The sequence below is a fragment of the Candidatus Nitrosopumilus salarius BD31 genome (assembly GCF_000242875.2).
Lineage (GTDB): Archaea > Thermoproteota > Nitrososphaeria > Nitrososphaerales > Nitrosopumilaceae > Nitrosopumilus > Nitrosopumilus salarius.
In genome coordinates this window covers 1-11,937 of sequence record NZ_AEXL02000069.1, presented here as the reverse complement: position 1 = coordinate 11,937, position 11,937 = coordinate 1, and the positions used below count along the sequence as shown (strand labels likewise).

General features: G+C 32.1%; 16 protein-coding genes. 4 read left to right on the top strand and 12 right to left on the bottom strand.

Annotated features, from left to right (window positions below; genetic code table 11):
- Positions 1-237: 237 nt before the first annotated feature.
- Complete coding sequence (locus tag BD31_RS03145; RefSeq protein ID WP_008298406.1) at positions 238-1,488, top strand: membrane protein; 1,251 nt, start codon at positions 238-240, stop codon at positions 1,486-1,488.
- On the opposite strand, the gene BD31_RS10025 is transcribed toward BD31_RS03145, so the two are convergent.
- Positions 1,434-1,880 carry a hypothetical protein gene (locus tag BD31_RS10025; RefSeq protein ID WP_158641219.1) on the bottom strand — a complete coding sequence of 149 codons (447 nt, stop codon included), beginning with the start codon at positions 1,878-1,880 and terminating at the stop codon, positions 1,434-1,436. The two genes, BD31_RS03145 and BD31_RS10025, sit on opposite strands and share 55 nt — an antisense overlap.
- Positions 1,881-2,404: 524 nt before the next feature.
- Between BD31_RS10025 and BD31_RS03140 the strand changes: the two genes are divergently transcribed.
- A complete protein-coding gene (locus tag BD31_RS03140; RefSeq protein ID WP_008298404.1) occupies positions 2,405-2,875 on the top strand; it encodes a hypothetical protein in 471 nt (156 codons plus the stop codon).
- A 324-nt stretch (positions 2,876-3,199) separates the two neighbouring features.
- Here the strand turns inward: BD31_RS03140 and BD31_RS03135 are convergent, their stop codons facing one another.
- The 6 genes from BD31_RS03135 to BD31_RS03110 all read right to left on the bottom strand — a co-directional run bounded on the left by BD31_RS03135 (position 3,200) and on the right by BD31_RS03110 (position 7,201).
- Complete coding sequence (locus tag BD31_RS03135) at positions 3,200-3,454, bottom strand: hypothetical protein (RefSeq protein WP_008298439.1); 255 nt, start codon at positions 3,452-3,454, stop codon at positions 3,200-3,202.
- Positions 3,455-3,468: 14 nt separating this feature from the next.
- Positions 3,469-3,885 (bottom strand): universal stress protein, encoded by a 417-nt coding sequence (locus tag BD31_RS03130; protein ID WP_008298433.1) that lies wholly within the window; start codon positions 3,883-3,885, stop codon positions 3,469-3,471.
- On the bottom strand, positions 3,882-4,229 hold the full coding sequence (locus tag BD31_RS03125; protein WP_008298405.1) for a hypothetical protein: 348 nt from the start codon (positions 4,227-4,229) through the stop codon (positions 3,882-3,884). The genes BD31_RS03130 and BD31_RS03125 overlap by 4 nt, the downstream gene beginning before the upstream one ends.
- A gap of 186 nt (positions 4,230-4,415) precedes the next feature.
- Positions 4,416-4,985 carry a hypothetical protein gene (locus tag BD31_RS03120; protein WP_048097401.1) on the bottom strand — a complete coding sequence of 190 codons (570 nt, stop codon included), beginning with the start codon at positions 4,983-4,985 and terminating at the stop codon, positions 4,416-4,418.
- 145 nt (positions 4,986-5,130) lie between these two features.
- Complete coding sequence (locus BD31_RS03115; RefSeq protein ID WP_008298402.1) at positions 5,131-5,421, bottom strand: hypothetical protein; 291 nt, start codon at positions 5,419-5,421, stop codon at positions 5,131-5,133.
- 166 nt (positions 5,422-5,587) lie between these two features.
- Positions 5,588-7,201: a hypothetical protein gene (locus tag BD31_RS03110; protein ID WP_008298428.1), complete on the bottom strand. Its 1,614-nt coding sequence runs from the start codon at positions 7,199-7,201 to the stop codon at positions 5,588-5,590.
- A 308-nt stretch (positions 7,202-7,509) separates the two neighbouring features.
- On the opposite strand from BD31_RS03110, the gene BD31_RS03105 reads away from it, so the two are divergent.
- Positions 7,510-8,403 (top strand): hypothetical protein, encoded by an 894-nt coding sequence (locus BD31_RS03105; protein WP_158641217.1) that lies wholly within the window; start codon positions 7,510-7,512, stop codon positions 8,401-8,403.
- Positions 8,404-9,052: 649 nt separating this feature from the next.
- Here the strand turns inward: BD31_RS03105 and BD31_RS10680 are convergent.
- From BD31_RS10680 to BD31_RS10985, 5 genes are all read right to left on the bottom strand, one after another.
- Entirely contained in the window at positions 9,053-9,190 is a 138-nt protein-coding gene (locus tag BD31_RS10680; RefSeq protein WP_008298419.1) for a hypothetical protein, read from the bottom strand.
- 241 nt (positions 9,191-9,431) lie between these two features.
- Positions 9,432-9,596 carry a hypothetical protein gene (locus tag BD31_RS10020; RefSeq protein WP_008298407.1) on the bottom strand — a complete coding sequence of 55 codons (165 nt, stop codon included), beginning with the start codon at positions 9,594-9,596 and terminating at the stop codon, positions 9,432-9,434.
- Positions 9,597-9,760: 164 nt separating this feature from the next.
- Positions 9,761-9,886 (bottom strand): hypothetical protein, encoded by a 126-nt coding sequence (locus BD31_RS10990; protein ID WP_008298403.1) that lies wholly within the window; start codon positions 9,884-9,886, stop codon positions 9,761-9,763.
- A gap of 47 nt (positions 9,887-9,933) precedes the next feature.
- Entirely contained in the window at positions 9,934-10,782 is an 849-nt protein-coding gene (locus tag BD31_RS03095; RefSeq protein WP_008298427.1) for a TrmB family transcriptional regulator, read from the bottom strand.
- A complete protein-coding gene (locus BD31_RS10985) occupies positions 10,782-10,910 on the bottom strand; it encodes a hypothetical protein (protein ID WP_008298423.1) in 129 nt (42 codons plus the stop codon). The genes BD31_RS03095 and BD31_RS10985 overlap by 1 nt, the downstream gene beginning before the upstream one ends.
- Before the next feature lie 159 nt (positions 10,911-11,069).
- On the opposite strand from BD31_RS10985, the gene BD31_RS03090 reads away from it, so the two are divergent.
- A complete protein-coding gene (locus tag BD31_RS03090) occupies positions 11,070-11,756 on the top strand; it encodes a hypothetical protein (RefSeq protein WP_008298437.1) in 687 nt (228 codons plus the stop codon).
- Positions 11,757-11,937: the final 181 nt, after the last annotated feature.

Below are 11,937 nucleotides of genomic sequence, written 5' to 3'. Positions count from 1 at the left end.
CACCAGTTGCTTGCGCAAATATGTTTGGAACATCCAAGAAGGAAAATGAAAATACAAAAAGTAAAGCAATGAGTCCAACACTGATAAATCCAATATTAGCCTCACGCATTATGAATTAAGTAAAATATGAAAGATAATAAAGTTTTCAAATTATGAAAATTCCATAACATAGAAAAATATTAGATATGACAAAACATCATGAAAGAATTTATGATAATATATTGACAAATTAAGTGATTGAATAAAGATAAACGAGATTCATCAATCAATATAGTATTTGTCTCAACATTGTTCATAGCAGCAATTACAAGTATTTCCATAATTTTTCCAGCGTTCATATTAGGAACAAATGAGGATGTTCCAAAATATCCAGAAAAAATAGATATTTTTGAAAAGGGGGAGTTGTTTTATCAATTTCTCCTAGTCAACATGATTACAATTTCCCTAGCTGCACTACATTTCAAAAAGAAAATACCAAGGGTCATCACCAACATATTTCTAAAAATAACAAGCTATGACATCTCAAGAAAACAGGCACTTGTCATTATGTTAATCCTACTAGACTTTTACATGGTGTTTACATTACAAGAAGTTTGGATGAATGATACTTGGGAGGATTACAACAGGATAGTCAAACCAAGACTGCAAAATTTTGCGTTTGAAGACATGATTCAACCCAGTGGAAGCACCGTTTCGACACTTCTTGGGAAAATATCAATGATTGTTTTTGGGAGCTACAGAGTTATTCCGCTTGTGTCCAGCAGCATACTACTATTTTTGACATACTTTTTTACAACGATCATTACAAAAAAACAGATTCCAGGAATCATTGCCGTGTCTATTGTTCTTTCAAGTACAATTTTTCTGACTTATGACACCACAATAACATACCCGAATTTTTGGATCATGTTTTATCTATTATCATTAATTGCAGTATGTAGATTCTGGCCATTATCTCCATTCTTGTTTGTAGCTGCCATCATGTCAAAACCACTACCAATTCTATTTTTGCCAATTACTTTCTTTTTTATTTATAACTCCAACATACAACAAAAGAAGAAAATATTCATTTCATTATCTTACGTAGTATTAATCGCTGGAATTGGATTAATCTATTTTTTAAACAACGGAATAACAACAAAATATCACCTATACCATAACATCAGCCACGAGTTTTGGAGTGGATTCACTACGATAGTAATGCAGTTTAGATTTGAACCACTCATCACGTTATTTTTGATCCCAGTTATTATTGGGTTATTTGTCGTTTCAAAAAAAGGGATCAAGAATACTAAACTGGTCATGTTTTTGATTGCATGGATGTTGTTACTGGCGCCTATAATTTCTGGATTCACAACGTACACCAATAACACTCATCGTTTCATTCCGTTGATCATTTTCTTTGCAATCGCAGTAGGAGTGTTATTTTCAACTCAGAGTATTGGTCGGAGCACCGTCCAACGTATGGATGCAGTATCTCCGGGTTGAGTTTCATATGCATTATGTAAAACCATCAGAACTGTTTGGTAGTTGCCATTAACAGGCAGTACTCTAAGCTCATATCCAGACCAAGAATGATGTCTTGCATATTTTTCAGAGGGTCCAATCCACTGGAACATATCATAATCTTTCCCATCTTTTTCAATTATCTTTTTGTTTGGGAGCTTATCTAGAAATTCATTTAATTTGTCAGGGTTTATGAAGGCTATTTTTGAGCCCTCCACATAGGAAACTAGATGTCCATCGGAGTTCCGGTGTTGTAATTGGAGCAATACCTGATGACTGTTTTGAGTCTCAGATGAATCATCCACTTGAATATAATATGCTCCAATAATCACAAAAAGAAATATAGTGATCAGAACAATGGGCAAACTTTTCAATATGAGTAATAAATGACAGGTATATTTTATGATTTTAGAAAATTCTCCCAGTCGTTAAATTAATAAAAAATTTAAAGATTATTTTAGACAGGTAAAAACGGAACTAAATAAAGAGACACTACAGTGCCACTACGTAGAGGGTTTGTAACGTGTTCCGTGTTAGATATCAAAATACCATTTAACAAAAATTAACGGGGTTAACTTGGTTAACTGGAAAACTTTGATTCAGAATGCAAGCAAGAATTGATTTCAATCAATATTCCAGTATTCTGAATTATACTCAAAAGGATATGCTTGCTGAGTGCCACATTTTTGGCATACCCAAAAACAGGTCAAAAATAGGCTTTATACTAAAGTAATTTCATAAAATCTTAATTTTGAGTATGAAGAATATTGTTATGGCATTATTTTTCTAATTATTGGATTTTTAATGTCGCTGATTGATTTAAAATACTCAATTCATCAAGTAACTCCTAGAATGCAGAAATCGAAATCTTTTTCCAATACAGAATCACAAAATATCATTGTTAGATGCAACTAAAGCAGAAAAAGTAGGCCTCATAATTCTCTGGATCATTGTATGTGCAGCTCTTTCAAATCCTCTTGCTTATTTAATAATTCACGATACTAGTTTTGTTGGCGGTGGGGAACATGAGAATTTTTCTTATGTTTGGATAACGTTGATATCTGCTTTCTTTGGGCTTTTATTTGGATCTTATGGCATTTTCAAATTAATAATGTATCGAGTTAAAAAAACAGGTAATACAAAGGAAATAGGGGTTATCCTAGCATTTGTGATTTACATTATCTTTCTAGCAGGTTTGGGCGCCCCTGTTTTATGGAATGCATTAACTTCACCTGATTTTCAATTTACTGGATCGGATGTATCATTTAGGTGGTATACAATAAAAAATTTGTTCTATTTATCATCAATTATAATTCTTAGTATAATATTTATCGTGTATGGAATTAATAAAATTAGAAATAAAACATAGAACTGATTATTTTAGAGAATGTTTTTAGAATAACGTATATTGGTACGCATCAAACATTTACCATTTTTCACACTGTTGTCTACAGGCAGATGAAAAGTAAACCTTGTCACCCACAGGATAATTTGGGATTTAAAATATTAAAAAAATACGGTTTAAACCGTTAGAATTACGGAACATAGTGAATTTGAATCGACCGCCTGAGTGCTTATAACGGTTCAAAAAAGGATTCTAAATGAAAATTCTATAGAGTGTTTTGCCAAAATACATAACATTCAGCCATCATCATGCCCACTCATCCAAGAATACTGATCGAGAAAAACCTACCTAAAGTGGATTTTTTTTCTTTTTTTCTCCAGCATCAAAATTTCGTTTATCTCTAACATGTTCATCAAAAACAATATCATTCCAGCTAGTTACACGTAACCATCTTGCACTCCACACATCAGGTCTAATCAGATTATTTGAGACTCTTCTGAATTTAGGATCTTTCACAGCCTTAATTCCAAAAATAATCATTGTTAAAATTGGCGCTAAAATCACAAATGCAATTATTATCGCCACTAGTTCCCAATTAACCATAATTATGCCTCATTTTATTTCACAACTTTTACAATACAATGAGCATGTCTATTAACTTCATCAGAAATATCTCCATTTAATTCCTTATTGAGACCTTGACGATTTTGAGACCCCATAATTATCATATCTACATTGTTTTCTAATGCAAATGATTGAATGGTAGAGACAATTGCAGGGCTTTGAATTGAATGATGAACATAAGAAACATTTTCTGCAAATGCTTTTTCTTTGAGTTTTTGAAATTTATCAGGTAATTCTTTTTCATTCAAGCTATAATCCTTAAATCCAAAAGGGTAAATCACTATCCCGTGAAAACAGGTCAAGGTAAGTAATTTACTGTCATATTTTTTTGCTATCTTTAATGCTTCATCAAATGCTCTATCAGAAGGTTCGCTTCCATCATAAGGAACTAAAATATGAGAAACAGTCATTTTACTTCATCATCCATTTTATTTTCTGAAAATTGTTCATTCCATTGTCTTGACCATTTTCTGATAAGGATAATTGAAATCCCAATCGCAATTAATTCAACACCCCAACCAATTTTTCCATCGTCATCAAAATCATTTCCTAATAAGGATGATTCTGAATTTAACGATTTATCATCAATAGGGAATAAAAGCAGTAAAATCACCGCTGTTATCGAATAGTAAATAATTATGAATAATAGATATTTTCTTAATTTTTCAACCCTGTAAGAAGCATATAGATCAAATATTGGGATAATCATAAAGATGGATTGCCACAGAACACTTACAGGTTCTTTTTTTGCCATACAAGATTTTGCATATTTTCATACATTACAGTCTGTATGTTATTTGTGATTACAAAGTCAGTTTAACGCCTAAATTCTGAAATCCTATTGAGTGTTCGTCAGCCACGTTCGAGTAGTTTCTCAACAGTTTCAGGTGTAACACATACGAGAAAACGATCACTAGATTTGAAAACTATTTAAAAAATCTCAGATTTCCTTTATCTCAACTTTTGCGTCTTTAACATAATCTAATTCTTTAAAATCATTTAATATTTTACTAAGTTCATTTTCTGAATAAAAACAACTATCAATTGAAATCCATACTTCCTCATTACTTTGACTTGAAATTGAGATTGGACCCCATAACGCTTTTTCATTAGAAAATTCGGATAATGATATTCTCATATGTTTGATTAATTGGGATTTTCTGAAATCAGTACCTTTATCAAAAAAAATTTCAAAAGTTTGTTTACATTCTCCAAAAGTTCCTCCTATAATGACATTATCTGTTCTAATTATTCCCCAATTTCTTTCTACTAATTTTTCAGCAGTGGGAATAGATACACATGCTACTTTATCAATAGCAGATAATTTTAACACCAACACAAAATCATTTGAACATACAATATCTGCTGCAAAAATTCTATCAGACAATTGTTGTTTAGGAGAGGGTTTTTCTTGTAGTGCAGTAATTATTTCAATTCTTTTCGAATAATCAGTATCCATGTATGGTTCAGCAAACAAATTTTGAATTACAATTGGATTAAAAATCAACACGCATAAAATGAAAGCGATTTTTCTCATTTTATTTTAATTCCTTTTTAGATTTCTTTATCACTTATAATGGAATATGATTCTTGAATACTGAAAGAACTAGTTAACAAGATACCAAAAATAATTGCTAAACCATAGAAAATTTTTCTCATTTTAATTCATCACTAAATTGATTTTCTGAAAATTGTTCATTCCATTCTCTTGACCACTTTTTCATGAAATGAATTGCTACAGGCAATATGGCAATTTCAGGGATTACGACATGCATTAGAGATATTGGGAAAAAATATATCATTACCCCAAATACAGGAAGTCCAATCCCCAGTACAATCATTACATATTGTGGTAATTTCCCTACTTTACTTGCAGCATAAAGATCTAGACCAGGAATGTAGACATATTGAGATTGTTTTTTGATATCGACTGGTTCTTTGTTCATGTAATTCACTTATGATTTTCATACATTACCATCTGTATGTTATTTCAAATAACATTAGGCATAAAATTTAAAATCAAACTAAATTCTAGTCACAATGGAACTAAAAAAAGAACCATCACAGATACACTACCAGTTTGGTCACCACTCTCATACTTATTTGTAAAATCTATCGAGTGTTTGTCCAGCCACGTTCGAGTAGTTTCTCAACAGTTTCGGGTTTAACACAAGCAGGAGAATCATCATATTTGAAAATGAGTTTCATTCCATTTTCACATTTAATGTTTTCAGAAGGAATCTCAGAAGATAGTTGTTTTTTTGAAGATTGATCAGACATTACAAATTTGGAAGAATCACTATTCACCAAGCCAGATGCAGAATCTTCAGATAAAAGTGAAGATTTTTCATCATAGGATAGAAATGTAATCGGAGCTGAAAGTTGAGAATGTGAAGCATCTATTTTTTGAACACTGTTTTCCGAAGTTAATTCACTCACGTAATCTTTAAGACATTTTTCAGCAAAATTAGATTTCAAATAGCCTTCAGATTCAATACTGACAGTAATCAACAACTCATCATGATCTTCAGAAATGTCAAAGGATATCAATAAGAATTTCCCAACATATTCCTCAGAAATGTCATTAATATCAGACAATATTTTTTTAAGATTTTCTAAATTTTCTGAATTTTGATTTTCCTCAAATTTAACAACAGATTCTTCAAAATCATTTAATATGATATTAAGATTTTTTAGTTTATTTTTATCATCCAGTGAGGGTACGTTTTCATAATTTTCACCATAAAACCAGTTTGTGAATTCATTATACTGGGTAATTTTTTGTTCATTCTCATTACTCCATGCTAGTAATTCTGATTTAGAATAAGTTACATCAGGTAATTCAATTCCTGGAAATTCTATGTATGGAACTTTCAAACATTCTTGATCATTTGTGAACATGGGATGAAAAACATATTCCCTATGTTTTAATTCCGTAATTATCAAACTGAGATCATTCATTGATTCATATTGTAAATCAATTACCTTTTTCAAATCATTCATTAATTTTGGATCATTTATTTTTTCATTGTTTGTGAAGAAATCTTGAAAATCTAAAGATACGTAATCGATTGACAATGCATCATATTTATCCAGAGTTTGAATCTCATCTAAAATCATTTTTTCGAAAAGTTCACCGTCATTAAGAAGAACAAGATCAGGATGGCGTTGCAAGGGTTCCATCATACCCAAAATATTCTCATCACATTCCATAATTATTGCACAAAAAACAGTCATCACACCATCTTTAGATTCAATCATCTTTTCCATAGAATATTTGAGAAATTCATTAGGGGCATTTTCTGCAGTGGGAGTTGATTTATTCCTTAAAGCAGGTTCATCCACAATAGTAAATTTACAGTCTTCTTTGAATGCCAGTTGATTTGGATGAATTCGATCATCTAACCAACCATGAAAATTTGTAAGATCATCTAAGGAGATGTCACATTCAAAGGAAATTTCAGTATCGTTTACGATAGAATAACCATCCATCAGACAAAAATTATCAGTTTGTTTTTTAACACCAAGAAAATATTTTCCATGTGAAAATTCACCCTCATAAATTCCACTTTTGCAATATTTTATAGATTGAATTTCACTTTTACTCATTACTTGAAGGTCTTCGCCATAAACAAGTAATTGGTTGGGATAAATAGTCACAGTAATAATTCCAAATACAAAGAACAATGCTAAAAGAAAAATAGAATTATTTTCTTTTAATTTCACAAACTAATTGTTCTTATTTTCATACATATCCATCTGTATGTATTTTGATATAACATAGGCACAAAAAAGTAAAATCAAACTAAATTCTAGTCACAATGGAACTCAAAAAAGAACCATCACAGATACACTACCCATTCGGTCCACCTTTTCCTTTAGATTGTATGATATTCATACAAATAACACACTGAAAATATTAAACAATTTCGCGAGATTTGTCTTTTAATCTAGGCGTGAAATGTGCTTGGTTGGTAGTAGATTGGTTGGTTTAAGTTATAACAGCATATTCTAAAATGTATGATTATATGAATATGAAAATTTTTGGCGTAGTTGTAATTATAATCACAATCATTGTTGCAGGAGTAATTTATCAAATTCAATCAGAAGAGCAAAAACAATCAAAATTAGATTTGTTTTTTGAAAAAACACAGATAGAACTTGAAGAAAAACAAAATTCCGATGATGTGTATGTTTATCCTCCAGAATTTTTTGAGTTGTTTCATGTCTATGTTCATAAAAATCAACTTAGAGTTAATTCGGATGAAACTCAATCTCCAGAAATCTTGAACTTCATTCCAAAAATGGAATTAAAACAAACATTTGGAGAAATAGGATTGTTTGACAAGTCACAAAACACAGTAGTGATCATACCAATATTTACTGCTAATGCATACAAAGTGCCAAGTTTTTACAATTATTATGATGGATCTTGTAGTGAGATATGTCTCACAGTTTCAATTCAGAACAGAACATCAGGATTTACATCAAGTAACAACGGAGTGAAAATTTTAAAACTATTACAATATGAGATGATCACAGATGTGGATGTAGACAAAAATCCCGACATTTTAAAAAAATATGACAAAATAATTTTGTTGCATAATGAATATGTTACAAAGAAACAGTTTGATGCAATCACAAGTCATCCAAATGTTATTTACCTTTACCCAAATGCACTGTACGCGGAAATAGAGACAGATTATGAAAAAAACACAATGACTTTGAAGAAAGGTCACGACTATCCTGAAAAAAATATCAAAAATGGGTTTGGTTGGGAATACGATAATTCTCCAATGGAGTATGATCAAGATTGTTCTAAATGGGAATTTTATCCGATTAACAATGGCTGGATGCTTAATTGTTATCCAGAAGACACATTGTTGATTAATAATGAAGAATTTTTAAAACAACTAAAAGAATTTTAGAGTATCAAATTAGTACGGTACTGTCTAAAATTCCATCCACATGTATGATCAGAAAATGAAGATAACAAGAGTTTCAAAGTAAACTAAAAATTAAAAACAACAAGTTATAATTTTTCCAAAAAATGTCCAATATGAAAAAAATGCCAGTAGACGAAAATAGTAGTAATGATTAAAATCTAGAAAGCAAATATTGGACGTGGACGTAAACCAAACAAGATTTCAGTTTGAATCATCAAAAGAGATCCTACTTCAGACAATCCTGAATAACAGAGAAAATCTAGATGCGCAAACCATAGCAGTAGCAATCAAAGACTTTGTAAAAAATCATGAAAAATATGATTTTGAAAAAAAGAGAATCCTGGATTTTATCTCAAATGTAAATAACTTAGAGCCAGAAAATCAAACGAGTGTTGTGAGCAATTTGGTGTGACTAGTATCATTTCTAAAGCATTCATCTAACTTATTTTGAAGGATCTCCAAATAGCAATCAGTAGAGCAGTATCCTTTGTGACCTACATGAAATGGTTTTATACATACTCTACAGGTTTTCATTGGTAAATCTCCTGAGTATGCTGTTTAATCTTCATGACCACGTCATTTGTCATTTTTAGCAAGACCTCCATTTGAGGATCTGCCACATATTGCAAGGTCATATGGAACTCTCCGTTACTTTGAGTTTAAGCTTCATGAGGAACTCGTTTGTCATTATCAAAAGATTTTCCATTTCAAGTTCAAAGAAAATCTCAGATTCTTTTTGAAACATTACGATTTGTCGGGTTGTATTCATTTTTCTTCAACATACTATTAGTTACAATGAATATAACCAAGGATTTCGCCTAGTCATGAAAATCATATCGATTGATTCGAACCGTGATCATTCTGTAATAATTTTTTAGATTTCAAATTGGAATAAGCGTAATACTTAGCAAGGATATTCAGAAAGATCTGAATTTTCCAAGTCCTCATCCAAAATTTGCAGATGAAACAGAATAGAGTTTCTGGAATCAGACATGTTGTGATTTCTACATTTAGGCCATTATTTCAATGGACATAATATCATCTTCATCGCCAAATTGTTTTTTATTTTCAAAGCAAGCCTCACAGACTATCCATTCAGGACTATATCGATTGCCTTTTGCAGGCTTGTATTTTATACGATATTTTGGTTCGTGTCTATCTTCGCATTGATTCATTTTCAAGATCCTTAGATAGTTCGTCAATTTGTGAAGTCAATAGATAGTATAGCTGTTTTATAGCATTCATGAGTAAATCTCCTGTGATTGTTTAATCTTCATGACCACATTATTGGTCATTTTTAGTAACATGTCAATTTGTGAATCTTCAGGAAAATCTAAAGTCAAAGGTATCTCTCCTGTGTTTGGCGTTTAATCTTCATCACAACATCACTTGTCATTTTGATGAGGTGTTCAATCTCTAGATCATCGAGGTGTTCACGTCCTTCATCAAAAGAATGTCTTGTCATAAAGGAGACTTCCTGATGAAGGCTTTCAAGGGCTAAAACTGTAGTATTCAATATAATGACTCTCCTTTTTCCCATGACAATTCAAACAATGAATTCATCATATCTACCAGGGTCTCAGAATCTGACCACCATGCAAAGACTTGTCTTGTTGGGTGTGTTGCATTTCTCATGAAGATAAGAACCTCTTTTTTGTCATTGACAAGAAAACACTTGTTTTCAGAGTTTGATGGTATGGCTCGAATTTTTTTAGAATCCATTTCAGATAGGAATTCAGGAGTCTTGTTCAATGGGGACACTACCATTTTGAGATTCGTTGGTGAATTCTCTACCCAATCAAATACGTCAGAATGATACATCCTAAGCAAATCTGATATGCTGCCATAGATTTTAAAATCCTCAAGGCTAGAATCAACCATTTCACGGATTTTGTTTGTGATAGGGCCTGAACCGTGTAACAATTGCATTTTCTCAGATTTTGATTCGTCAGTTTCTACTGCAAAGAATGGTATCTCTTTCCACATCTCGGAGAGGGACTCCTCCTTGTTTGCCAAGGTGTCGATTCTTTCTTGCTCTTGTTTTACGAGTGTGCTTACTGCCTCTTTCATATCCATTGCAGTGTATTTTGTTGGGTGTGACAGTTCTGCTACAACCAAACCCATGCTCTGAAGGGAGTTGACAAGGTGGTAGGTCTCAGTTCTAGGCAATTGCAGTGCTTTTGCTATCTCAGAAGCTGTCTTCGATCCATACTTGCCGAGATATATGAACACCTTTGCCTGGCTTTTGGTGAGGCCAAAATTGATTAGTTCATCCCTGATTTTCTCAAGAGTTAGTTTATGCTTGTACATTACAGTGTCTGATTCGTTGTCAAACAGACTGATTTGTCGCTCAGAGTTCATTAGGATAACCCCTGTGCTTGTTTGATTTTCATCATGACATTATTTGTCATATTGATTAGCGACACCATACGTGAGTCTAAAATTACAGGATTAGTGTCAAATGCTGGGTTTTGTCGTTCTTGGTTCATTGTTCTTCAAAGATTGTAGTTGTTACAATGAATATAACCAAGGTTTTCGCCTAGGCACAAATATTGGTTCGAACCATGCGAACCTACCACATTTTTGAGTACAGTTGGTACAAATACATACCATTGCTTATAAAGGAAATCAAGCAACAAAATACAATTATGAAAACATGGGTTTTACTTGCAATAACGATTGCAATTACCAGTTCGATTCTATTTTCAGGCATGACGTGGGTCATTCCAGAATTATTCCAAGCATATGGGGGGATATCATTGGATCCAGATAATGCTGCAAAATCAATAATTGTTCATGCAAACAGAGAAGGAAGTAGCATAGTTAGAACATATGACTCATTTTCAAGAATTGGATTTGTATCAGGAGAAGGAAGTTTCCTTCTAGAATCAGTACCAAGTTTAGATAAAAAGGAATTTTACGAATTTATTAAAGATTCTCTAGATAAGAAAAACATCATCGATAGAGAATTAATCAACATAGATATTGACATTTACTCTGGAAATGGCAAGTTAATTGAGACACTAGAATACGGAAGATGTGAATTAGATGAATATTTTGTTCATTCTGTAGATTCTCTTGGAAAAATATCATTTATCGAGGGAGAAGACGCCATAGAGATCAGAGAGGTCACTAAATTAGAGTGTGATTCATTTACCATTTCATTAAATAAATTTGGATCTTCCCTAAATGAGAATGAGGTTTTTGAGAAAGCACCAATTATTCCTGAGGAAGGAGATTTGAAATATAACGCAATGACAAACACCCTACAAAGATATGAGAATGGTCAGTGGATAGACATCAGCGGCAAGGGCGGTCCACAAATTCAAAGATAGACACAAATCATGAAAAACAAATGGGTCTTTTTCCTACCATTATTATTCATAATACCTTTAGCAATAGCTCAGACCTCAACTGATGAGAGCCTAACCATTACAATTACTGCCGATGGAAAAGCAAAGGTAAACCACATCCTATATCCTGCAACATACCTTTCATCAATTAATGTAGAAATGA